Source organism: Microbacterium sp. NPDC058269 (assembly GCF_042881445.1).
Taxonomy (GTDB): domain Bacteria; phylum Actinomycetota; class Actinomycetes; order Actinomycetales; family Microbacteriaceae; genus Microbacterium.
The window spans coordinates 95522-119315 of record NZ_JBHVXT010000005.1; the positions used below are offsets into that span (position 1 = coordinate 95522).

Below are 23794 nucleotides of genomic sequence, written 5' to 3' on the forward strand. Positions count from 1 at the left end.
ATGGAAGAATGAGCGCATGACCGAGCTCGAGTACCGCGTCGCCGACCTGTCCCTTGCCGAAGCCGGCCGTCATCAGCTGCGTCTCGCCGAGAACGAGATGCCGGGGCTCATGGCGCTCCGTGAGGAGTTCGGCGCGGCGCAGCCGCTGAAGGGCGCTCGGATCGCGGGCTCGCTGCACATGACCGTGCAGACCGCCGTCCTCATCGAGACGCTCGTGGCGCTCGGCGCCCAGGTGCGGTGGGCGAGCTGCAACATCTTCTCCACGCAGGACGAGGCCGCAGCCGCGGTCGTGGTCGGCCCCGGCGGATCGGTGCAGGCCCCGGCCGGCGTTCCGGTCTTCGCCTGGAAAGGCGAGACGCTCGACGAGTACTGGGCCTGCACCGATCGGATCTTCGACTGGTCGTCGACGGGCTTCGACGGCCCCAACCTGATCCTGGACGACGGCGGCGACGCGACGCTGCTCGTGCACAAGGGCGTCGAGTTCGAGAAGACCGGCGTCGTGCCTGCAGCGACCGACGCCGACTCGCACGAGTACTCGATCATCCTCGACCTGCTGCGTGCGTCGCTCTCGGCCGCACCCGACCGCTGGACCAGGCTCGCCGCAGGCCTCATCGGCGTCACAGAGGAGACGACGACCGGCGTGCATCGCCTGTACGAGCTCGCGGCCGCGGGAGAGCTCCTCTTTCCCGCCATCAACGTGAACGACTCGGTCACCAAGAGCAAGTTCGACAACAAGTACGGCATCCGCCATTCGCTTCCCGACGGGCTCAACCGTGCCACGGACGTGCTCATGGGGGGCAAGGTCGCCTTCGTCTGCGGTTATGGCGACGTCGGCAAGGGCGCAGCGGAGGCTCTGCGGGGACAGGGCGCCCGCGTGATCGTGAGCGAGGTCGATCCGATCTGTGCGCTGCAGGCCGCCATGGACGGCTTCCAGGTCGCCCGTCTGCTCGATGTCGCGGGCGAGGTCGACATCCTGGTGACCGGCACGGGTAACCGCGACGTGGTCACGACCGCGCATCTGCAGGCCCTGAAGCACCTCGCGATCGTCGCGAACGTGGGCCACTTCGACAACGAGATCGATATGGCAGGTCTCGAAGCGCTCGAGGGCGCGGAGAAGATCGAGATCAAGCCGCAGGTGCACGAGTGGCGCCTGCCGAGCGGACGCAGCGTCCTGGTGCTCAGCGAGGGGCGCCTGATGAACCTCGGCAACGCCACGGGGCACCCGTCGTTCGTGATGAGCGCGTCGTTCACCAACCAGGTGCTCGCGCAACTGGAGCTGTACACGAACATCAAGGCCTACCCGACCGGCGTCTACGTGCTGCCCAAGGCGCTCGACGAGAAGGTCGCCCGCCTGCATCTCGACGCGCTCGGTGTGCAGCTCACCACTCTCAGCGACGAGCAGGCGGCGTACATCGGGGTGCCGGTGGACGGGCCGTACAAGCTCGAGCACTACCGCTACTGAGCAGCACCGGGGGAGTGCTCAGACGCCGATGCGCCGGCCGGTGAGCCGCTCGGCACGGCCGTCGGAGTTCTGGAGCGCTCTGCGCTCGCGTTCGCGGCGCAGAACGGTGATGCCGATCAGCACCTGCTCCGGCGGGGCCGAGGGCAGAGGGGACACGAACGGGCTCGCCTCGGCGAGCAGATCCTGAGCGACGCGCGCCCGGGCCGCCGGGATCATCCGGGGGGCGCTCTGCAGGAACTGCGAGATCCGGCGTGCGAGCCGGTCGGGCAGACGCGCGACGTCGGCGATCTGCGCCCAGCCGGCCAACGGCGGGGGAAGGACGGGGACGTGCGAGACGAGTGCCGGGGTGCGCACGCGCTGGCTGTAGGTTCCGGCGACGAGGTCACCCAGACGCTGCGACCGTGCGTTGAAAGCGCCGGTGAGCACGGCGATGCCGCCGAAGGTCATGTAGATCTCGAGCACACCGAGGAGGGCGCGGATGAAAGCGTGACGGAACCCGGCCGCTCCGCCGTCCACGCGTACGATTCGTCCTCCGACCGCGAGCTTGCCGAGGCTGCGCCCCTTCAGTGCGACCTCCATCGTGATCGGCAGGACCACGAAGCTCACGACGAACGCCGAGACGACGGCGATCCGGTCGGTGGTCTCGTCGAGCACGCCGGCATCCAGCAGCCAGATGCGCAGGAAGATCCACAGGATGAACACGGCGTATCCGAGGAGCATGTCGATGATGGCGCCGAGCGCACGCAGCAGGAAGCCGACGGGCTGCACATCGATCGCGACGGCTTCGCCGGACAGCACCTCGTCGGAGACGTCGATCGGGACGGACATGAGTACAGTAAATCAGGTGGATGCCGATGCGCTGACAGATGCACGCCGCGCCGAGTGGGAGCGGTTGGACGAACTCAGTCGCGCCCGGCTCGACGGTGACGGGGTGGACGAGCTCATCGTGCGATATCGCGCGGCCTCCGCCGATCTCGCCGAGCTGAAGACGTCGGTCGGCGACTCCCCGCAGGGTGCGTATCTGTCGACCATCCTGGTTCGTGCGAGGCTGCGTCTCACCGGCGCGTCCGACAGCATCCTCACTCAGACGGGCCGGTTCTTCCGGCTGCAGCTGCCCGCCGCGCTGTACCGCTTGCGCTGGACGACCCTGGTCATCGCGATCTCCTTCATCGCGGTCGCCGTGGGCACCGCAGCGTGGATCGCGAGCGACCCGGCTCTCGTCGCCACGCTGGGCCCGCCGGCGGCACTGGACCAGTACGCGAACGAGAGCTTCACCGGGTACTACACGGAGAACCCGGCCGCCGTGTTCATGGGCATGGTGTGGACGAACAACGCGTGGATCGCGATGCAGTGCGTGCTGTTCGGCGTCACGGGGATCTGGCCGGTGTACATGCTCGTGCAGAATGCGATGGGACTCGGCACCACGGGCGCGGTGATGGCGGTCCACGACAAGGCCGACCTCATGGTCCTGTACATCCTTCCGCACGGGATGCTCGAGATGACCTGCATCTTCGTGGCGGCCGCCGCCGGTCTGCACGTCTTCTGGGCCTGGGTCGCGCCGGGGCGTCGCACGAGAGGGGAAGCGCTCGCCGAGCAGGGGCGTGCGCTGGCGACCGTCGCGATGGGCCTGGTCTTCGCTCTCTTCCTCGCCGGGCTCGTCGAGGGATTCGTGACGGGCTGGGCGCTGCCGTGGCCGGTGAAGATCGGAATCGGCGCCGCCGCGCTCGCGGTGTTCCTCATCTACATGCTGGTGATCGGCGGGCGGGCGCATCGACAGGGCGAGACCGGCGATCTCGTCGAGTACGAAGCGGGCACACCGCGACTGGTCGTCGGCTGACGCACGGCGGCGGTCGGAGCTGATTCGCCGAGACGCTCGGAGCGGCGTCAGAGGCGACCGGCGGCCTTCAGCTCGAGGTACCGGTCGGCGATCCTCGGGGGGAGCTCTTCCGGGTCGGCGGCGATCGCCTCCCCGCCGACCCTGCGGATCGCATCGGCGACGTTCTCCGCATCGCGCAGAGTCCGTTCAGCGGCCGCTGCGAGATACACCTCTTCCCGGGAGTCGCGACGGCGCGCGAGCGCGGAGATCCCGTCGTCGGTCACGGATCCGACGAGCACGGTCGTCGCACGAGACGCGTTCGGGAAGGCTCCGAGGAATCCACGAGCCGATTCGGCGGCATCCTGCGCCGTGAGGGCCACGATCAGCGAGGGGCGCGTGGTGAGAGTGCGCACCGCGGCGAATGCACCGTGCCAGTCGGTGTCGACGAGCCGTGCGTGCACGGGGGCCATGGCGTCGGTCAGCGCCGGCAGGAGGGCGGCCCCGTCGACCCCCGTCACCCGGCCGCGTACGACCCTGTCGTACATGAGCAGGTGCACATGATCGCCGGCCCGGGAGGCGAGCGCTGCCAGCAGCAGGGCCGCTTCGAGGGAAGCATCCACCCGGGTGCCGTCTCCGACGCGAGCCGCTGCGGTGCGCCCGGTATCGATGATGATGACGACATGGCGGTCGCGCTCCGGTCGCCACGTGCGCAGCATGGTCGTTCCTGCGCGAGCCGTCGCCCGCCAGTCGATCGAGCGCACGTCGTCGCCGCGCACATACTCGCGCAACGAGTCGAACTCGGTGCCCTGGCCGCGCACCTGGATGCTGGTGTTGCCGTCCAGTTCGCGCAGCCGAGCCAGGCGGGAAGGGAGATGCTTGCGCGAGGAGAACGCGGGGAGGACGCGGATCGCCCCGCGAACGGAATGCCGCGCCTGCCGACCTGCGATACCGAGCGGACCGCGCGAGCGGATCATCACGAACTCGCTGACCAGTTCCCCGCGTCGGCGGGGAAGCAGCGGGATCGCGACACGGCCGCGCTCGCCCGGAGGGACTGACAGATGCTGGCGCTCGACGGGCGCCCCCGCTGTGGGCTGCCACGCATCACGAAGCAACGCGTTCAGCACCTTCGTGCCGTGGTTGTGCACGGCCACGCTCACCGGGACCGGCTCTCCGATGCGGACACGTTTGGGGACTCTGCGGCTCACCGTGACCGCCCGCGGGCTGGCGGCGAGTGCGACGTCGAGGGCGACGAGCAGGAGACACAGGCCGATCCAAACGCCGAGAACCGCGTACGCCGGATAACCCGCGAGTCCGGCGATGACGAGCGGGATGATGCCGACGGCGAGGGCGATAGCGAGGCGGCCGGTGACGAACACCTAGATCGGCACCCTGGTCTGCTGCACGACGGAGGTGAGTACCGCGTCGGCGGACACGCCTTCCATCTGCGCGTCCGGCCGGAGCTGGAGGCGATGGCGCCACACCGGCACCAGCATGGTCTGCACGTGGTCGGGGGTGACCGCAGAGGAGGCGTTGAGCCAGGCCCAGGCCTTCGCCGCAGCGAGCAGCCCGGTCGAGGCGCGTGGGCTGGCGCCGAGTTCGACGGAAGGGGATTGGCGAGTCGCGCGAGCGAGGTCGACGACATACCCGAGCACGTCGTCGGTGACCTCGACGGCTGCGGCCGCCTGCTGTGCTGCGCGGATCTCGTCGGCGGTGACGACCGCCTCCACACCGGTCAGCTCTCGGGGTGAGAACCCCTCGGCGTGTCGACGCAGCACCGAGACTTCCGCGTCGCGCTCCGGCATGCCCACGACGAGCTTCATCAGGAACCGATCCAGCTGCGCCTCGGGCAGGGAGTACGTGCCCTCGTGCTCGATGGGATTCTGCGTCGCGGCCACCAGGAACGGGTCGGGCAGCGGACGGCTGACACCATCGGCCGACACCTGGCGCTCCTCCATGGCTTCCAGGAGCGCGGCCTGGGTCTTCGGCGGCGTGCGGTTGATCTCGTCCGCGAGCAGGATGTTCGTGAACACTGGGCCGGCGCGGAAGTCGAACTCGCCGGTGCGCGCGTCGTACACGAGCGAGCCGGTGACATCGCCGGGCATCAGGTCGGGAGTGAACTGGACGCGCTTGGTGTCGAGGCCGAGGGCCCGGGCGAACGAGCGGACGACCAGGGTCTTGGCGACACCGGGGACGCCCTCGAGGAGCACGTGGCCGCGCGCGAGGAGCGACACGAGCAGTCCGGTGACGGTGCCGGCCTGACCAACGACCGCCTTGTCGACCTCGGTGCGCACGCGGTGCATGGCCTGACGCAGCGCGGCGTCGTCGGTGGGATGGTTCTCAACGGTCACGTGTTTCCCTCTGCTTCCCGGGGATGGGTGGTCGGTTCTGATCGAGCGGTGCGGGTGCTGTCGTCCACGGCCGTCTCGAGCTGGTCGAGGCGTCTGGCGAGGTCGACCAGCTCGGCGTCCTTTTCGGGGAGGGGGCCAGCCAGCAGCGCCTGGAGCGTGCCGCGCGGGATCCGCAGCCGGTCGGAGGCCGCATCCGCGACCTCATCGGCTCCGGCATGGACGGCGAGTCCGAGTCGGCGGGCGAGTCGTCGCTGCGTCCCTTCGCGGAGTGCCTGTGCAGCGTGCGGCGCATCCGCGGCGCGTGCTGTGAGACGCGCGCGTCCGTGCATGGTCTCCGACGCGCGCACGGTGACCGGCAGGGTCTCGGCGACGAGGGGGCCGAACCGCTGACCGCGCCAGATGGCCGCAGCGATCCCCGCAGCGATCAGGAGCAGGATCGCAGGCGTGAGCCAGGGGGGTGTGAGGCTGCCGAGCGTGTCGATCGGCTCGGCTTCGATGTCGGAGTCTGCGAAGCTCGGGACGTACCAGACGACGCGGTCGGTCTGACCGAGCAGGGCGAGGCCGAGGGCGGCGTTGCCGTTCTCGGTGAGATAGGCATTGCTGAAGAGTCTCGTGCCCTCCACGACCACCCGTTGGGGGTCGGTGCGGCGGTCGACGAGCACGGCCGCACCCTCGGCGTCCCCGAAACAGGCCTGCACACCGTCTGCGGGAGTGAACAGGCGGTCGGCGCGGATCGTCCCGACCTTTGCGAACTCGGCGACGTCGCAGTCCGGAGCCGCAGCCGACAGCGTTCCCGCGGCGTTCTGGCCGATGCCGATCTCGTTCAGCAGGTGTGTGCTCGTGGAGAGGAACACGACGCGCGTCGCAGGTTCGGTGAGCGTCTCCAGGGCTTCGTCGGTGAGTGTGTAGGGGTTTGCCATCACGAGTGTCGTGTTCTCGTCGATCGCGGCGCGCGCCTCGGCACGCGAGCGACGGATGTCGACCTCCACACCCTGATCACGCAGGATGTCCGCGAGCGCGAGGGCACCGGCATCGTCGCGCGCCTCGGGATCGAGCGCTCCGCGCGCGCCGGGCGCGGTCACCGCGACACGAAGCCCGACCACGGCGACGAGCAGGACGAGGGCGGCGACGATCGTCCAGCCGATGATCGTCTTCGCTCGGCTCGGGCGGCGCTCGGCCGTGGAGGGGGCGGCCGCGGACGAGGCGGCGGGCTCGTGATCGATCACGGTCACGCCGGCACTCCCTCGGGGCGACGTGCGCGGATCCGGTCGTCGGTGTCGACGAGTTCCCGATACGTCTCCGGGGTCGCAGAGTGCCCGAGGTAGCGGACGTCGTCGAAGGAGACGGCAGCGCGCCGCATCGCGCCCGCCTCGTCGGCGAACACCGTGCTCGCCTCGCGGGCGATCGACTGGGCCGTTGCGCCGGGTGCCGGATCGATCAGATCGCGCTCCCGCAGGCTGCGCGCGATGGCCCGGTAGCGGAGGACCGTCGCCGAGTCCCAGTCGCGTTCGCGAGCGGCCCGGTCGGAGTCGGATCTCAACTGCGCGGCACTGCGATCGTCGGCCGCTCCGAGGAGGTCGCCCGTGACCCGCTTGACCGCGCGGGAGCTGCGCGGACGGCCCCAGATGATGAGCGCGGCGATCAGCGCGGCCGCGATGATGACGGTGACGATGATGAGCGCGGACGGCCCGATGCCTGCACCGTTGCCCGAGCTGAACAGGTCGGCCAGGAAACGGCCGATGTCACGCGCCAGGAGGTCGAACCACGTGGGCTTCGCATCGGCGTAGCGTGGGTTGGAAAGCTCTTCCTCCGCCCAGCGCCGAGCTTCGTCCCCATCGGGGACGAAGAGATCGTCGAACCGTCGGATCATGCGGAGCCGTCGGTGCCGGGCGCGGTCCAGCCCGCGTCATCGGGAGCGGCTCCGGCGCCGGGGTTGCTCGGCGTCGGGGATCCGGCGGAACCCGCGGTCGGCGCGGGAGGCGGCGGGGGGAAGGCGGCGGAAGGCGGGGGGACAGGCGCTCCGGCCTGCGGCTGCGCGGGGGACTGTGCTGGATAGCCCTGTACCGGATAGCCCTGTGCCGGATAGCCCTGTGCCGGGTACTGTGCACCGTGAGGCGGGTACCCGTACCCCTGTGACATCATGACGTGCTCTGGTACCTGACGGGGCGGCGGTGCAGAGGAGACGGCACGCGAGGGGTCGACGCGGAACGGGTCGTCCTGCTGTTCATCGGTCCAGCCGAGGTCGCGGCGCTCCACGTACGCGATGAGCGTCTGGTCCAGCCCCTCGTAGCGCATCCGGCAGTCGAGGTAGACGAGCGCTGAGCCGGTGCTCTGCACTACCAGGGTGATCGCCTGGATGACGAGGAGCAGGATCTGTGGGGCGATGAGGGTCACGACGAAGGCGACGACAGCGCTGGGGTCCTCGGCTCCCGTGGGCGCGACCACGGAGCCGAGGAGGGAGCCGAGCAACGTGGCGGGGACGCTGACGACCTGCGCCGCGATGCCCATGATGGCGCTGATGAGGAATGTCACTCCGAACGCGACCCAGAATCGTCCGCGGGTGAGCCGCCAGGAGCGCACGAAGGCATCGCGGAAACGCGCACGCTCGAGCACCAGGATGGATGGCACGAGCAGCAGCTTCGTCGTGAGCCACACCGCCAAGGGGATACAGGCGAGCACGATGACGATCACCACGAGCACGACGACGCCGACCATCTCGACGCTGCCGCCCATGCCCCCGGCGATGAAGCCCGCGATGATGACGGCGGCGATGATGAAGATGCCGAACACGGCCACCACCGACAGCGAGGCGAAGCCGGCGAGTCGCCAGAATGCCGGGGCCATCCGGCGCCACAGCATCCGCAGCGTCGCCTTGACGCCGATCGCGGCGTATCCGATCTCCGCGGCGACGACGCCCTGCATCATCGCCGTGAACGCGATCGAGGCGACGCCCACGACGAGACCGGCGATGAGGTTCACCGCGATGGTTCCGGCCATCACCGCTTCGAAGTCCGGAGAAGAGGGGGAGACGGTCTCCAGGCGGCTGAACGTTGTGAAGAGCACGACGCCCATGACCACGGCGGTGACGACCACCACGACGAGCTGGATGACGACGGCGAAGCCGAACAGCACCTTCGGGTTGTGTCGCAGCGCCGCGAAGGCCTTTCCTAGAAGCATTCCGAACGAGAGCGGGTGAAGGGGGATGATGCCCTTCTTCGGGGCAGGCGTCCACGTCTGTCCGGTCACAGGCACTCCCTCTCCATCGCGCGCTCCCATCGTGTCATATCCCATACGCGGTGCGCAGACCTGGGATCGCTGGGACTCGGTGCCATAAGGTAACTCTTATGACCTCACGTATTCTCGTGGTCGACGACGACACCGCGCTCGCCGAGATGATCGGGATCGTGCTTCGGACCGAAGGCTTCGAGCCGGTTTTCTGCGCGGACGGTGCGCGCGCCGTCGATGAGTGGCGAGCGCAGCGACCTGACCTCGTGCTGCTCGATCTCATGCTCCCCGGCATGGACGGTATCGAGATCTGCACGCGCATCCGTGCCGAATCAGGCGTGCCGATCATCATGCTCACCGCACGCAGCGACACGGCCGACGTCGTCCGCGGACTCGAGGTGGGCGCGGACGACTACATGGTCAAGCCTTTCAATCCCAAGGAACTGGTCGCGCGCATCCGCACCCGGCTTCGTCCGACACCGCAGACCACGAGCGAGCAGCTCCGTGTCGGTGATCTCACGGTCGATGTCGACGCGCACGAGGTCCGGCGAGGCACTGCGCCGATCGCGCTGACGCCGCTGGAGTTCCAGCTTCTCGTCGCGCTCGCATCGAAGCCCCAGCAGGTGTTCTCCCGCGAGATGCTGCTCGAACAGGTATGGGGCTACCACTACAAGGCCGACACGCGACTGGTGAACGTCCATGTCCAGCGCCTGCGCGCCAAGGTCGAACTCGACCCGGACAACCCGAAGATCGTCATGACGGTACGCGGCGTGGGCTATCGCGCCGGGAGCGTCGGCTAGGAGCACGATGGCCGCGACGACAGCGACCACCACGACGGTCGCTGTCCTGCGCGACTGGCGAGGGTGGCCGACGATGCTCGGCATCCTCTGGCGACGCTCGCTGCGTTTCCGCACGCTCTCGATCACGCTCCTCGCGACCTCGCTGGCGATCTTCATCACCTGCGTGACGATGGCCCTCGTCATCCAGAACGATCTCTTCATCTCGCGCAAGGATGTCGCGCTCGAAGACTCCCGGCGGGCGGTCGACCAGGCACAGGGGATCCTGGACGTGGCCGAGGTGGGCGACGACGCTGCTGCTCTCACCGAGTTGTGGAACAGCGTCCAGTCGAATCTCACCCGCACGTCCAGCACGGATCAGCTCGCCGGTTTCAAGATCGACAATGCGAACGGTGTCCGACTGAACGGCTTCGAGGCCGGCTTGAGCCGGAGTCTGCTGAGTCCGGAGCTCCAGGCGCGTGTCGTCGAGTTCGACGACCGTCAGGCCTGGCAGTCGGTGGCGTTGCCCGTCGCTGACGGGGGAGAGGTTCCCGGGATCATCGTCGGGCAGCAGCTCCAGGTGCCGGAGGCAGGAGCGTTCGCGATCTACTTCGCCTACGATCTCGGGGATGCCGATCAGACCCTCGTGTTCGTGCAGCGCACGCTGTGGATCGCGGGGATCGGACTGGTGGCGATCGTCGCCGCCATCTCCTGGATAGTCCTCCGCGCGGTCTCCACCCCGATCGTGCAGGCTGCCGAGACGAGTGCGCGCCTGGCGGCGGGCGATCTCGGAGTGCGTCTCGAAGTGCACGGGGAGGATGAGCTGGCTACGCTCGGGCGCTCGTTCAACGCCATGGCCGACAGTATCGAGTCGCAGATCAAGGAGCTCGGGGAGCTCTCGATGGTGCAGCAGCGATTCGTTTCCGATGTGTCGCACGAGCTGCGGACACCGCTGACCACCATCCGCCTCGCGGCCGACATGCTCAACGATCAGCGCGAGGAGTTCGACCCCACCACGGCGCGCACGGCCGAGCTGCTGCACGCCCAGGTTCAGCGGTTCGAGACGCTCCTCTCCGACCTCCTCGAGATCAGTCGCTACGACGCGGGCTCGGTGCAGCTCGAGCTCGAGGCGACGAGCCTCACCCACCTGGCCGAGGACATCATCGAGCAGATGAGGCCGCTCGCGGAGGGACACGGCACCGAGTTGCGGCTCGTGGCGCCGGGTGGCTACTCGCCCGTCGACATGGACCCGCGGCGAGTGCGCCGCGTCCTGCGCAATCTGATCGGCAACGCGATCGAGCACGGCGAGGGACGGCCCGTGGTCGTGACCGTCGACAGCAACCAGCACGCGGTCGCCGCCGGGGTGCGCGATTTCGGTCTCGGGATGGAGCCGGCCGACGCGGAGCGGGTCTTCGACCGCTTCTGGCGCGCCGACCCCTCGCGTCAGCGCACGATCGGGGGCACGGGGCTCGGGCTCTCGATCGCGCTGGGGGATGCGACCCTGCACGGCGGTACGCTCGACGTCTGGTCGGAGCTCGGGGTGGGAACGAACTTCGTGCTCACGATTCCTCGGCACGACGGCGTCCTGGCCGGCCCGAGCCCGATTCCCATCGAGCCGCAGGAACCGTTCGCGGAACTCGGTGACGCGACGCAGCCGATCTCGCTGACAGACGCGCCCGACGGCTTGTTCGACGAGGAGGAATGGTCGTGACCCACCGGAGAGGGAATCGAGGTCTGCGGGGCCTTGCACTCGTGCTCGCGGTGCTGTTGCTTCCCGCGTGCGCGGGACTCCCCACGAGCGGCGACGTCGCTGTCGGCCTCAAGCTCGGGGAGTCCCCGCAAGACGTCGACATCCTCCCCGTGGCGTCCGGTCCGGTCACGGGGGCCGGGCCGGAGGAGATCGTCGAGGGCTTCCTCGAAGCCGGCATCACGACGACCGACAACTGGGACACGGCGCGCGACTTCCTCGCGCCTGCCCTGCAGCGGAGCTGGAGTCCGTCGGCCGGAGTGTCGATCGACATCGGCACGGACACCAGGACGGTCACCTCTTCGGTCCCGGATGACGAGGTGGAGGACGCGGATACGGCGGAGGTCCAGGTGACGCTCGACCTGCTCGCGAGCGTCGATGATTCTGGGGGATACTCCGAGGCACTCGGTTCGTCCAACGTGGCATTCACACTCCAGCGGATGGAGAACGGCGAATGGCGCATCACGCAGGCGCCGGACGGCGTCGTGATCGACGAGACGCGGTTCACCAAGGTCTTCGAGGGGTATCCGCTGCAGTACTTCGATCTCGGCTGGTCGAGGCTGGTGCCTGACATGCGCTGGTTCCCCCGGCGGCAGAGCCCCGCGACGACGGTGACGCGGGCGCTGATCGGCGGTGCCCCCAGCGAATGGTTGGATCCGGCTGTGCAGAACGCCTTCCCCGCCGACGTGCAGTTGGCGCAGGACGCGGTGCCCATCGTCGGCCAGGTCGCGGATGTCGCCCTCACCCGCCCCGCCGCAGGTCTCGACGCGGCCACGCTCTCCCGCATGCGCACCCAGCTCCAGGCGACGCTCCGGGCGGCCGGTGTGGCGGTGACCGAGGTGCGGTTCACGGTCGACGGGCGCAACCTCGATGCCGGCGTGGCGGATGTCGTCGAATCATCGGCCACGGTCGGCACCCTCGTCCTGCAGAACGGCGCATTCGGGCGAATCGTCGGCGACGAGATCTCACCCATCGCCGGCATCAGCTCGGAGATCACCGCGATCACGCAGCCCATCGTGTCGATCGACGTGGCCGCCGACGACGGCCACGCCGCCACACAGCTCGCCGACCGGCACGTCTACCTGATCGGCGACGGAAGTGTCGACGAGCTCGATGCTCGTGCCGGCATCATCACGCCCTCGCTCGATCCCTACGGATACACCTGGTCCGTTCCCGCGGCAGCGCCCACGGCGTTGCAGGCAGCGGGAAGCGACGCCGTGGCGCATCAGATCGCGAAGGCCTGGCCGAACGCGTCGGCGATATCCCATCTGAGGATCGCGGCGGACGGTGCCAGGGTGGCTGCCGTGGTGACCGTCGGCAAGCAGACATGGGTCGTCGCCGCTGCGGTGGTGCGCGACTCCGCGGGCGTTCCGATCGAACTCGGCGAGGTCAAGCAACTGACCCAGCTCTTCGAGCCGGCCACGGGGCTGGTGTGGCTGGGGGCCGATCGCGTGGGAGTGCTCATCGATCCGAACAGTCCTCGTCTGCTCACTCAGATGGTCGGGGGGCCGGGCTCGGCAGAAGCAGCGCCGAGCAACGCCATCTCGATCGCGGGCGCGCGGACCGCGGCCGGTGTGCGGATCCTCGGCGCGAACGGCGAACTGTTCGCTCATGCCGGGTCGGCATGGCGCGAGGTCGCCTCCGGTGTCACGGTGCTCGCCACCCGGGTCGGGGAGTGACTCTCCCTGCACGGGGGGGCGACGCGGGGGAATCCGGCGCATAGGGGAGGACGGCCGCCGGCCTCGCGGACTCGATGCCGCAGGATCTTCGGATGTGGAAGAAATCGCACCTGCTCGGCATCGGCGCGGAGATCGCCGCCTTCCTGCTCGCGGCGACGTGCGGCGGATGCGATGAGCCGGGCACCCTCCTGTGTCCCCGATGCACGCAAGCGCTCCGGCCCCATCCACAGAGCGGGACCACACCCCGAGGGATGATCGTCAGAGCTGCGCTTCCGTTCGACGGTGCGGCCGCGCAGTGCATACGTCGTCTCAAGGGTGAAGGCCAGACGCTCCTCGCCCGTCCACTCGGCGCAGCTCTCGCGACGGTGCTCGCCCCCGTGGTGAACCCGACCACGTGGATCGTCCCCGTGCCGACGACGAGGAGCGCGTTCCGCCGCAGAGGCTACCGTGTCCCGGAACTCCTCATCCGTCGCGCGCGGTCCGAACCGCAGCGGCTGCTCTCGCTCGTGGGGCGTACCACCGACCAGCGCGGTCTCGACGTGCGGGCGCGCGAGACGAATGTGCGGGGAGTCATGCGAGCACGTCGACCGGGAGCGGGGGCCGAAGCCGTGCTCGTGGACGATGTCGTCACGACGGGCGCGACCTTGGACGAAGCAGCACGAGCTCTCGGATCCGCTGGCTTCCGAGTCGTAGCGGCGGTCGCGCTCGCCGCCACGCCGCGTCGTGACGGATTCGGATGAACCTCATCGACAACGCACCGGCGACACAGGGGAACGAGCCCGTGACATCCGTCGCCGGGCGGACTACGGTGGGGGGACACAAGGCGACCACGGTCCGCCCTTGGCCGGGAGGACCGGGACAAGGAGGCAGCAATGGAAACAAGCATCGTTGGCGTCGGAGTGGGTATCACCGATCGCTTCCGAACCGTTGTCGAAGAGAAGATCGCCAAGATCCAGATGCTCGCGTCCCGAGCGCAGCGACTGGATGTGAAAGTCACCCATCGCGTGTATCGCAACGGTCATGTTCCCGATGAGACCGTCGAGCTGACACTGATCGGCAAGGGGCCGGTCGTTCGCGCGGAAGCGACGGACGGCGACAAGTTCGTGGCCCTCGACCTCGCCGTCGACAAGATGTCCGAGCAGCTGCGCCGGGCCAAGGAAAAGCGTGTCGACGGACGACAGCACCCCCGTGGCGCCCACTTCGAGAAGGAGAGTGGAGCGCTCGAGGGCATCGACGTGCAGCCAGCATCCGCCGACGTCCTCCACGCGGTCGCGACGGGCACCGTGCCGGTGCAGCAGACCGAGGAGGACGATTACTCGCCCGTCGTCATCCGCACGAAGAGTTTCGATGCCGAGTGGATGACCGTCGAGGAGGCCGTCGACAGGATGGAACTGGTCGGACACGACTTCTTCCTCTTCGTCGATGTCCGCACCGATCACCCGAGCGTCGTCTATCGGCGCAAGGGCTGGGACTACGGTGTGATCGCGTTGAGCACCCAGGCTCCGCCGTCCGAGGCTCTCGCCTCCTGATCCGATTCGCAGAACGGCCCGATCCCGGAAGGGGTCGGGCCGTTCGCAGGTCCAGATGCCGCTGGGGCTCGGCGTCAGTCGAAGATGCCGTCGAGCAGGCTGCCGATCACGAGGCCACCCAGGATGCCGGAGGCGAGGTCTCCTCCGCCGCCCCCGCGCCGTCCGCCGCCACCGCTCCAGCCGCCGCCCCCGCCCCAGCCCTGGTCCTGCGGACGGGACGAGTCGATGTCGCGCTGCGCGAGCTGCAACGCCTCGGAAGCGAGATGGGCCACCCGACGCGCCTGCACGAGCGCCGCTTCGCGGGTGTCCTCGGCGGGCAGCAGGTCGGACAGGTCCACGCGTAGCCGCTCCGCTTCGGCGAGGCGGGTGCGGGCGTCCGCGCCGATCCAGCCGCGGTGTCCGGAGATGAGGCCGCGAGCGACGCCCAGCTGACGGTCGGCGTCATCGATCGCGTGCTGCACCTGCGCGATGCTCGGGAGCGGGTTCTCGGCGCGATGGCGGGCCTTCGCGATGGCCTCGTCGAGGCCGGAGTTCGCGTCGCGGAGCTGGGAGAGCTCCGCGAACGGATCGTTCGGCTGCCCGGACGGTGTCAACGCGGCCAGTGCGCTCTGGAGTGCGGCGACGGCCGCCGCGACGGCAGGTGTGTTCGGCGCGGTTCGCGCCGCGATGAGGTCTCCCCGTGAGTCGGCGACGACCTCGGCGAGGGTGGACTCGGCGCGCAGGGCTTCGATCTCGAAGTCTTCCACCGCGTCGAGCAGTGCGGACGCACGGCGGGTGGCTTCGGTAGCCGTCTCGAGGGCGACATTCGCCTCTTCGTTCTGCTTCGCGGCGCGACGGCGTTCCGACACGTCGGCGCTGTGGGTCGCGAAGCTGATGAGCTGCTCGGCCTCGGCCGCGCTGGCGGTGATCTGGTGCATGGCGGAATCCGCGTACCGGGCCGAGAGCCGGGCGACGGCGTCGTTGGTCTGGGGGATGCGGGCGCTGAGGGCTGCAGCCTCGGCGCGTACCTGCGCGATGATCTCGGGCGCGCGGCGCACCTTGGCGACGGACTCGGCGAGGACGGATGTCTTCTCGTCGAGAAGGTCCTGCGCCCAGTCGCAGAGCTGGAGGATGCGCGCGTTGCGCGTGCGCAGCTCCTCGTCGGTGTCGGGGATCTCGTCGTGGTTCAGCTGGTGGAGCTGGAATGCTTCGCGCAGGTGGGTTCGCACCGCTGCCAGCGCCTTGCGCAGATCGGAGGTGAGCGATTCGCCGAGCTCGGCCTCGGCGAAGGAGAGCTCATCCGACGTCGTGCGGATCCGCTCGTCGGCGCTGACCAGAGCTTGCTCAGCACGGCGAGCCAGATCGGCATCCTGTGCGGCGAGTTCTTCCTGTTCGCGTTTGCGTCTGCCCCAAAATCCAGCCATGAACCGATCCTAGTTTCCCCGGCCCTGCGGTGGCTGAGCATCCGCTCGGGGCGAACGGTCATCTCGCGCCCGCCGCGGCGTGCGGTGGGCGGCGGCGACGTCGGTCAGAGCGCGGGGATCGCGTCGGCCATCGCCGTCGCGGTCTTCGCCGGCCGCCCGCGCTTGGGACGCTCGTCGGTGAGCTCGAGAGTCATCGCGTGGCGCGGATGCCCGCTGAGCCGCTGAGCCGTGTGGTCGAGCCAGCGGACTTCGGCCTCCGCGGCGAAGATCATGGAGTCGGCCACGAGCGACCAGGCGAGTCCTTGGGGATCGTCGGCGTCTCCTCGCTCCTGCCGCGCCTGCTGGAGTGCCTCCAGCTGCTGCATCGATGCGGATCGCTGCGCATGGATGGCGGCCGCCGCGTCGACGCCGGGAAGAGTCGCCGCGACCGCCAGCTTGATCGCGAGTTCATCCCTGGTGCCCTGTGGACGCACGACGGGGGAGGAGAGCCAGTTCCCGACCTCCACGTGTCCCGCATCGGTGATCTGCCAGTACACATGGCCGCGGTCGTCGGCATCGCCGCGAGACACCAGGCCGTCGCGCTCGAGCCGCTCGAGGGTGTTGTAGATCTGCCCGACGTTGAGCGGCCAGATCGAGCCGGTGCGGCGATCGAACTCGTGGCGGAGCTGGTAGCCGTAGCAGGGCCCCTGCGCGAGAATGGCGAGCAGACTCTGGCGTACTGACATCGTTCGTCTCCCATGACCATCCGTTGGAATGCGATACCGAGTATATGGTTACCGGGCAACCCCGGGTTCCGACGCGCGGGATCGCCATGCAGGCGACGTGCAGGTCACAGCCCGGTAACATGGCGAAGTATGCCTGGCGTCGGGTTCACCGATGGCCGGCGATTTACCCACTGACAGGGAGATGACATCCGTGGCCAATCCTCTTGAGAAGCTGCTGCGTGCGGGCGAGGGGCGGGTCATCCGCCGCCTGAATCAGGTCGTCAAGGCAGTGGGGGCGCTGGAAGAGGACATCTCCAAGCTCACCGATGACGAACTGCGCAACGAGACCGTCGAGCTGCGCGCGCGCTTCGAGAAGGGCGAGACCCTCGATCAGCTGATGCCGGAGGCATTCGCCGCCGTGCGAGAGGCCGCCAAGCGCACACTCGGCATGCGCGCCTACGACGTGCAGATCATGGGTGGCGCCGCTCTCCACCTCGGCAACATCGCCGAGATGAAGACCGGTGAGGGCAAGACTCTCGTCGCGACCTTGCCCGCGTACCTGAACGCCATCGCCGGTAAGGGCGTGCACGTCATCACGGTCAACGACTTCCTCGCGAGCTACCAGGCAGAGCTGATGGGGCGTGTGTTCCGTGCGCTCGGGATGACCACCGGCATCATCGTCTCCGGCCAGACCCCCGCGGTCCGCCGCGAGCAGTATGCCGCCGACATTACCTATGGCACGAACAACGAGTTCGGCTTCGACTACCTGCGCGACAACATGGCCTGGCGCAAGGAAGATCTCGTGCAGCGCGAGCACTTCTTCGCGATCGTCGACGAGGTCGACTCGATCCTCATCGACGAGGCGCGCACCCCGCTCATCATCTCCGGTCCGTCTTCAGGCGAGGCCAACCGCTGGTTCGCCGAATTCGCGAAGATCGCCCGCACCCTCGAGGTCGGCGAGGACTACGAGGTCGACGAGAAGAAGCGCACCGTCGGCGTGCTCGAGCCCGGCATCGAGAAGGTCGAGGACTACCTCGGCATCGACAACCTCTACGAGTCGGCCAACACGCCGCTGATCTCGTTCCTCAACAACTCGATCAAGGCTCTCGCGCTGTTCAAGAAGGACACCGACTACGTCGTGATGAACGACGAGGTCATGATCGTCGACGAGCACACCGGTCGCATCCTGGTCGGTCGCCGCTACAACGAGGGCATCCACCAGGCGATCGAGGCGAAGGAGGGGGTGCCGGTCAAGGCCGAGAACCAGACCCTCGCGACGGTCACCCTGCAGAACTACTTCCGGCTCTACGACAAGCTCGCGGGCATGACAGGTACGGCCGAGACCGAGGCTGCCGAGTTCATGTCCACGTACAAGCTCGGCGTCATCCCGATCCCGACGAACCGACCGATGATCCGCAAGGACCAGTCCGACCTCGTCTACAAGAACGAGACGGCGAAGTTCGCGCAGGTCGTCGAGGACATCGCAGAGCGGCATGCAGAAGGCCAGCCGGTGCTGGTCGGAACCGTGAGCGTCGAGAAGAGCGAGTACCTGTCACGGTTGCTCGCGAAGAAGGGCGTCAAGCACGAGGTCCTGAACGCGAAGAACCACGCACGCGAGGCGGAGATCGTCGCTCGTGCCGGCCGTCTGGGCGCCGTCACGGTGGCCACGAACATGGCCGGACGAGGAACCGACATCATGCTCGGTGGAAACGCCGAGTTCCTCGCGGTCCAGGAGCTCAAGGGCAAGGGGCTCGACCCCGTGGAGACGCCCGAAGAGTACGAGATCGCGTGGGATGAGACCTACGAGGCGATGAAGGCCGTCGTCGCGGAGGAGGCCGAGAAGGTCATCGAGGCCGGCGGTCTCTACGTGCTCGGCACCGAGCGTCACGAGTCGCGCCGCATCGACAACCAGCTTCGCGGTCGTTCCGGACGTCAGGGTGATCCCGGTGAGAGCCGCTTCTACCTGAGCCTCACCGATGACCTGATGCGTCTGTTCCAGTCGGGCGCCGCCGAGGCGATCCTCGCCCGCACGAACTTCCCGGATGATGTGCCGATCGAGTCGGGGCTCGTCTCCCGCGCGATCCGCAGCGCTCAGTCGCAGGTCGAGTCCCGCAATGCCGAGATGCGCAAGAACGTCCTCAAGTACGACGACGTCCTGAACCGCCAGCGCGAGGCCATCTACGCGGATCGACGACACATCCTCCAGGGCGATGACATCGCCGACCGGGTTCAGCACTTCATCGAAGACGCCATCAGCGGCGTCGTGCGCGACCACACCGGCGAGGGCCACAACGAGAGCTGGGACTTCGACGCGCTCTGGACAGAGCTCAAGACGCTCTACCCCGTGGGAGTGACGATCGACGAGGTCGTGGCCGAGGCCGCCGATCGCAAGGGCGGCATCGATGCCGACGGGCTCACGCGCGAGCTGCTCTCGGACGCCAAGATCGCATACGAGGCGCGAGAGGAATCCCTCGGTGAGGCGGCGACGCGCGAACTCGAACGCCGCGTGGTGCTGCAGGTGCTCGATCGCCGCTGGCGCGACCACCTCTACGAGATGGACTACCTCAAGGACGGCATCGGACTGCGTGCGATGGCTCAGCGCGACCCGCTCATCGAGTACCAGCGCGAGGGCTACGCCATGTTCCAGTCGATGATGGGCCAGATCAAGGAGGAGTCGGTCGGGTACCTCTACAACCTCGAGGTCGAGGTGCGCCGTGCCGGTGACTCGCAGACGGCAGAGGTCGAGGCCAAGGGGCTGGCCACCGACGGCGGCGAGCAGCGGCTCGAGTACTCCGCGGCCAACGATGCGGGTGAGGTCGAGGTCCGCAACGACCGGGGTCAGGTCCAGCAGGCGGCGACCGATCGCGTCCGTCAGGCGGCGGCTCGCGCTCAGGCACCGCAGGCCGAGCCCGCAGAAGCACCGCGTGGGGCTTTCGGCCAGCGGACCGAGGCGGAGGCTCCCGCTGCCGGCAACCGTGAGCAGCGTCGCGCCCAGGGCAAGAAGAAGAAGTAGTTCCCGCGCTGAGGAGGGCCAGTCCGCGTGGATTGGCCCTCCTTTCGTCGCTGTAGGCTTGGCCGATGACCCCAACGCGCAACTTCGACCAGTCGTCGAAGCTCAAGAACGTCCTGTACGAGATTCGCGGAAACGCCCTCGTCGAGGCGGCGCGATTGGAAGCGGAGGGTCACAAGATCCTCAAGCTGAACACCGGCAACCCGGCGATCTTCGGCTTCGACGCCCCGCACCAGATCGTGCGCGACATGCTCGCCGCGCTCCCCACCGCGCACGGCTACAGCGACAGCAAGGGCATCATCTCGGCGCGACGTGCTGTCGTGAGCCGGTACGAGGAGATCGAGGGCTTTCCCCGGTTCGACCCCGACGACGTGTACCTCGGAAACGGTGTCTCCGAGCTCATCACGATGACGATGCAGGCGCTGCTGGACGAGGGTGACGAGGTCCTCATCCCGGCGCCCGACTACCCGCTCTGGACGGCGATGACCAGCCTTGCCGGGGGAACTCCCGTGCACTACCTCTGCGATGAGGATGACGAGTGGCAGCCCGACCTCGAGGACATCCGGTCGAAGATCACACCGCGCACCAAGGCGTTGGTCATCATCAACCCCAACAACCCCACCGGTGTCGTGTACTCGCGCCAGATCCTCGAGGGGCTGGTGCAGATCGCCCGGGAGCACCAGCTGCTGCTGCTGTCCGACGAGATCTACGACCGTATCCTGTTCGATGAAGCGGTCCACATCCCGACGGCGACGCTCGCTCCCGATCTGCTGTGTCTGACCTTCAACGGCCTCTCCAAGACATATCGTGTGGCGGGGTACCGTTCGGGCTGGATGGTCATCACGGGGCCACAGGATCACGCGAAGGGCTTCCTCGAGGGGATCACGCTCCTGGCATCCACCCGGCTCTGCCCGAACGTGCCGGCGCAGCATGCGGTTCAGGCGGCGCTCTCCGGGGTGCAGTCCATTGAAGCGCTCATCGCTCCGACCGGTCGGCTGCACGAGCAGCGCGACATCGCCTGGGAAGGCCTCGAGTCGATTCCCGGTGTCTCCTGCGTCAAGCCCCAGGGCGCTCTCTACGCCTTCCCGAGGCTCGACCCTAACGTGCATGAGATCCGGGACGACGCGCGGCTGGTGTACGACCTGCTGGTCGCGGAACACATCCTCCTGGTCCAGGGCACCGGTTTCAATTGGGCGACCCCTGATCATCTCCGCCTCGTCACGCTCCCCGAGCCCCGAGTGCTGAGCGAAGCCGTCGAACGGCTGGGGAACTTCCTCGCGAGCTACCGGCAGTAGGCGTCGACGCTTCCGCGGGGGAGAGGCTCGCTGCCAGCCGTCGCACGGCCGCAGCGAACGGTGAGCGGGGAGCGACGTCGGTGATGGGCCTGGCGTGCAGCAGGGCCGCATCCGCGGCCCGCTGGTCGAACGGCAGGAAGACGACGTCGGTGATGCCGGCAAACCTTTCGAGCGTGCGTCGCACCTGGCCGCGCGCGTCTATTCCCAGCGGACCCGGACGCACCTGATTGACCACGACGATCACGGGAGTGGGGGCAGTGAGGCGGCGGAGTTCGGCGTGGTCGCGCACGAACCTGCTGATGCCGAGCGGGTCGGCCGACGCGATCGCGATGATCAGGTCGGCCTCGTTCAGCGACGCCGAGGTCGCCGCATGACGACGTGGCCCGGCAAGGTCGTACGTGACCTCATCGTCGGCGTCGAAGGCATCGGCCACATCGACCACCGTCTCCTCGATCCAGTCGCGGCACGCACCGAGCGTGGCGCTCAGGCGTGCGGCGGACAACTCGGGCCAGCGGCTGGGACGGTTGATGCCCGGCAGCACCTCGACGTCACCGCCACCCGTGGTCACCGTCGTCGCGAGTCTGGTCAGTTCAGCAGAGTCGAGCGCACCGCGTTCCGCACGACGGCATGCCGCGGCGACTCCCGGTGCGTCGTCGCTGAGTCCGAGCAGCAGGGCGAGAGATGGAGCGACCGTGTCGGCATCGACCAGAGCGGTCCTGCGTCCGGTGCGGGAGAGCTCCACCGCGAGCTGGATCGCCAGGGTGGATCGCCCCGGTGCACCGTGCGGCCCCCAGACGGCAATCACGCGGTGGGGGAGCGTGGAAGGGGGGTGCGGGACCGCATCCGTCTCCGCCGCCAGCGCCGCGGCGACCTCCCACCCCGCTGCTTCCGGCCGCAGCGCCGCTGACAGGCCGAGGCGTCCCCGCAGTCGGCTGTCCGCACCGCCGAGGGCCAGGATGCGCACCCCCGCGCGGTCGCATACGTCGATCAGCTCTGCGCTCAGCCCCGCGCGGGTGGCAGGGACGACGATGGCTTCCGTCCCGAGGGGAATCTCGAGGCTCGGCGTGGGGGAGACGATCGCGAGGACATCGACTCCTTCCAGGGCCAGCTCCGCCGCCAGTTCGCCCGCACGCGGCTGCGGGATCGCCACGACGACGGCTGTCACGACCCCGACCCGACCGGCACGACGGAGAGAGCGGCACCACCGGTGATCGCGGCGAGTACGTCGGCCACATCTGCCCGATCGATCACCACTTCGAGCTGGGTGCCGGTATCGGCGAGTACGCCTTCGGCGTCGAGCACGTCGTGCACGATCACATCGGCCACGAGGATGCGCGGAACGTCGTACGACCGCCCTTCGTCGAGGGGTGGTGCCTGCCAGACCTCCACGACCGTTCCCGCTTTGACTCCTTCCGGGATGCCCGTGCTGCTCTGGAGGACGACCGTCGTGGAGCGGCTGCGGTCGGCATCGGTCAGTGCGGATTCCGGAACGAGTTCGCCGCTCTCGAGCGTGCGGGCTGCGACGCTGCCGGCGTGAAGGTCGTCCGGCCCGAGGTAGTCGTCGGCCAACGAGCCCAGTCCCACGTCGACGACCTGGAAGTCGTCGGAGGTGAGCACCTCGCCCTGCGTGATGGTCCGGGCGGCCTGAAGCGCAGGGATGGCATGGTCGGACGTCGACACGATGAGCCACACGCCGGAGATCGAGAGGGCGACCAGCACGATGCCGACGAGGAACCGGACATCGCCCCAGAACGCACGTCGGGGAGGAGAGAGGGAAGCCATGGCGATATCGTCACAGAAACCGCGTCGTTGCTCTGTGAGTTATCCACAGGGGGCGATCGGATCGGAATCGCGGGAACTCGTGGGAGAGAATGAGGACATGGCTGCTTCCCCCGTCCGTGCACCGCGCTATCTCGCGCCCGCGCAGGTGGCCGAGCTTCTGAGTCTCGGCGTGGACGAGGTCGTCACTCTCCTGCACGACGGAAGGTTGCGGGGCGCGCAGCTGGGGTCGCCTCCTCGCTGGCGGGTCGAGGAATCCAGTCTCGACGGGTACTTGGCGGAGGAATCCGAGAACTCTCGGCGGATGGCGCTGTGGCGGCAGTCGCAGACGGCGAGCTTCCCCGAGGTCTGGGGCACATCCTCAGCTCACGGCGTCTGATCGCCGGGCGCACGCACCGCGACGAGTGACGAGAACGGGATGATGCGGAAACCGTGCACCGCTGCGGCGAAGCGCGCTTCGCCCGCGTCATGCACGGCCAGATCGAGGTGATCGGCCGCCGCCCGATCGATCGTGCCGTGAACGTCGTCGCCCACGTGGGTGCTGATGCGCACCGGGATCCGACGCCGCGCGAAGTCGCGTAGCACGAACCCGAGAGTCATCCGCTCTCGGAGCGGCAGATCTGCGGATGGCGGCTCTTCGAGGCTCGCCAGGATCATGCCGTGATCCGTCGTGATGCCGGCAACCGCCGTGAGAGGGAGGAAGAAGGCCGCGGGCGCGCTGGACCCCTCGCCGTTGCCGCGAGCGGCCACGGCGACCCAGTCGGCTCCGAGAGTCTGCAGCGAGACCGGGATTCGTCTCCCGCTCACGAGATCGACCGTCGCATCGGCGCCGACGCTGCACAGCGTCCGCAGGCGAGCGCGCAGATCCAATCGCGCGATGCGCAGCCGTTCGGACTCGGCATCGAGCACAGCGCGCTCCGCTTCCCATTCCGAGGCCAGCTGGCCTTCGAGGTCTTCGAACAGTCGGTCCCAGTGCATCCGACAGAGCGTAGGCGACCCCGATTCGCGCCGTACGAGTTAT

General features: G+C 68.5%; 21 protein-coding genes. 10 read left to right on the forward strand and 11 right to left on the reverse strand.

What is annotated here, in order from left to right:
• Positions 1–16: 16 nt before the first annotated feature.
• Positions 17–1462: an adenosylhomocysteinase gene (gene ahcY / locus ACFVWL_RS18650; protein ID WP_387186080.1), complete on the forward strand. Its 1446-nt coding sequence runs from the start codon at positions 17–19 to the stop codon at positions 1460–1462.
• Positions 1463–1480: 18 nt separating this feature from the next.
• On the opposite strand, the gene ACFVWL_RS18655 is transcribed toward ahcY, so the two are convergent.
• Positions 1481–2290, reverse strand: a complete 810-nt coding sequence (locus tag ACFVWL_RS18655) for an RDD family protein (protein ID WP_387186082.1) — start codon at positions 2288–2290, stop codon at positions 1481–1483.
• 16 nt (positions 2291–2306) lie between these two features.
• On the opposite strand from ACFVWL_RS18655, the gene ACFVWL_RS18660 reads away from it, so the two are divergent.
• Positions 2307–3299, forward strand: coding sequence for a stage II sporulation protein M (locus ACFVWL_RS18660; protein ID WP_387186085.1), 993 nt, complete (start codon positions 2307–2309; stop codon positions 3297–3299).
• Between the two features lie 47 nt (positions 3300–3346).
• On the opposite strand, the gene ACFVWL_RS18665 is transcribed toward ACFVWL_RS18660, so the two are convergent.
• Genes ACFVWL_RS18665 through ACFVWL_RS18685 form a run of 5 tightly spaced genes read right to left on the reverse strand, consistent with a single transcriptional unit; the run spans position 3347 to position 8872 of the window.
• The gene (locus ACFVWL_RS18665; RefSeq protein ID WP_387186087.1) at positions 3347–4654 is read right to left on the reverse strand and encodes a DUF58 domain-containing protein; all 1308 of its coding nucleotides are present in this window, start codon (positions 4652–4654) and stop codon (positions 3347–3349) included.
• Positions 4655–5578 carry a MoxR family ATPase gene (locus ACFVWL_RS18670; RefSeq protein ID WP_208323723.1) on the reverse strand — a complete coding sequence of 308 codons (924 nt, stop codon included), beginning with the start codon at positions 5576–5578 and terminating at the stop codon, positions 4655–4657.
• A gap of 44 nt (positions 5579–5622) precedes the next feature.
• Positions 5623–6858, reverse strand: coding sequence for a DUF4350 domain-containing protein (locus tag ACFVWL_RS18675; protein WP_387186090.1), 1236 nt, complete (start codon positions 6856–6858; stop codon positions 5623–5625).
• Positions 6855–7496 (reverse strand): DUF4129 domain-containing protein, encoded by a 642-nt coding sequence (locus tag ACFVWL_RS18680; RefSeq protein WP_387186093.1) that lies wholly within the window; start codon positions 7494–7496, stop codon positions 6855–6857. Before ACFVWL_RS18680 ends, ACFVWL_RS18675 begins: the two co-directional genes overlap by 4 nt.
• Positions 7493–8872 carry a glycerophosphoryl diester phosphodiesterase membrane domain-containing protein gene (locus ACFVWL_RS18685; protein ID WP_387186096.1) on the reverse strand — a complete coding sequence of 460 codons (1380 nt, stop codon included), beginning with the start codon at positions 8870–8872 and terminating at the stop codon, positions 7493–7495. The genes ACFVWL_RS18680 and ACFVWL_RS18685 overlap by 4 nt, the downstream gene beginning before the upstream one ends.
• Before the next feature lie 98 nt (positions 8873–8970).
• On the opposite strand from ACFVWL_RS18685, the gene mtrA reads away from it, so the two are divergent.
• From mtrA to hpf, 5 genes are all read left to right on the forward strand, one after another.
• On the forward strand, positions 8971–9651 hold the full coding sequence (gene mtrA / locus ACFVWL_RS18690) for an MtrAB system response regulator MtrA (RefSeq protein ID WP_136043429.1): 681 nt from the start codon (positions 8971–8973) through the stop codon (positions 9649–9651).
• A gap of 7 nt (positions 9652–9658) precedes the next feature.
• Positions 9659–11338 carry an MtrAB system histidine kinase MtrB gene (gene mtrB, locus ACFVWL_RS18695; RefSeq protein ID WP_387186099.1) on the forward strand — a complete coding sequence of 560 codons (1680 nt, stop codon included), beginning with the start codon at positions 9659–9661 and terminating at the stop codon, positions 11336–11338.
• Positions 11335–13053 (forward strand): GerMN domain-containing protein, encoded by a 1719-nt coding sequence (locus ACFVWL_RS18700; RefSeq protein WP_387186101.1) that lies wholly within the window; start codon positions 11335–11337, stop codon positions 13051–13053. Before mtrB ends, ACFVWL_RS18700 begins: the two co-directional genes overlap by 4 nt.
• A 92-nt stretch (positions 13054–13145) precedes the next feature.
• Positions 13146–13793 carry a ComF family protein gene (locus ACFVWL_RS18705; protein WP_387186103.1) on the forward strand — a complete coding sequence of 216 codons (648 nt, stop codon included), beginning with the start codon at positions 13146–13148 and terminating at the stop codon, positions 13791–13793.
• Between the two features lie 132 nt (positions 13794–13925).
• Positions 13926–14582 carry a ribosome hibernation-promoting factor, HPF/YfiA family gene (gene hpf, locus ACFVWL_RS18710; RefSeq protein ID WP_387186106.1) on the forward strand — a complete coding sequence of 219 codons (657 nt, stop codon included), beginning with the start codon at positions 13926–13928 and terminating at the stop codon, positions 14580–14582.
• 74 nt (positions 14583–14656) lie between these two features.
• Here the strand turns inward: hpf and ACFVWL_RS18715 are convergent, their stop codons facing one another.
• A complete protein-coding gene (locus tag ACFVWL_RS18715) occupies positions 14657–15985 on the reverse strand; it encodes a hypothetical protein (protein WP_387186108.1) in 1329 nt (442 codons plus the stop codon).
• Positions 15986–16089: 104 nt separating this feature from the next.
• Positions 16090–16710, reverse strand: a complete 621-nt coding sequence (locus ACFVWL_RS18720; RefSeq protein ID WP_387186111.1) for a PadR family transcriptional regulator — start codon at positions 16708–16710, stop codon at positions 16090–16092.
• Positions 16711–16900: 190 nt separating this feature from the next.
• Here ACFVWL_RS18720 and secA point away from each other — a divergent pair, with 190 nt between their 5' ends.
• Positions 16901–19702: a preprotein translocase subunit SecA gene (gene secA, locus ACFVWL_RS18725; protein ID WP_387186113.1), complete on the forward strand. Its 2802-nt coding sequence runs from the start codon at positions 16901–16903 to the stop codon at positions 19700–19702.
• Positions 19703–19767: 65 nt separating this feature from the next.
• Positions 19768–20994, forward strand: a complete 1227-nt coding sequence (locus ACFVWL_RS18730) for a pyridoxal phosphate-dependent aminotransferase (protein ID WP_387186115.1) — start codon at positions 19768–19770, stop codon at positions 20992–20994.
• Here ACFVWL_RS18730 and ACFVWL_RS18735 read toward each other — a convergent pair.
• A complete protein-coding gene (locus ACFVWL_RS18735) occupies positions 20918–22159 on the reverse strand; it encodes a CpaE family protein (protein ID WP_387186118.1) in 1242 nt (413 codons plus the stop codon). The two genes, ACFVWL_RS18730 and ACFVWL_RS18735, sit on opposite strands and share 77 nt — an antisense overlap.
• Entirely contained in the window at positions 22156–22776 is a 621-nt protein-coding gene (locus tag ACFVWL_RS18740) for an SAF domain-containing protein (RefSeq protein WP_387186120.1), read from the reverse strand. The genes ACFVWL_RS18735 and ACFVWL_RS18740 overlap by 4 nt, the downstream gene beginning before the upstream one ends.
• A gap of 97 nt (positions 22777–22873) precedes the next feature.
• Here ACFVWL_RS18740 and ACFVWL_RS18745 point away from each other — a divergent pair, with 97 nt between their 5' ends.
• Positions 22874–23152, forward strand: coding sequence for an excisionase family DNA-binding protein (locus tag ACFVWL_RS18745; protein ID WP_387186123.1), 279 nt, complete (start codon positions 22874–22876; stop codon positions 23150–23152).
• Here the strand turns inward: ACFVWL_RS18745 and ACFVWL_RS18750 are convergent.
• Positions 23140–23751 carry a hypothetical protein gene (locus ACFVWL_RS18750; RefSeq protein ID WP_387186125.1) on the reverse strand — a complete coding sequence of 204 codons (612 nt, stop codon included), beginning with the start codon at positions 23749–23751 and terminating at the stop codon, positions 23140–23142. The two genes, ACFVWL_RS18745 and ACFVWL_RS18750, sit on opposite strands and share 13 nt — an antisense overlap.
• Positions 23752–23794: the final 43 nt, after the last annotated feature.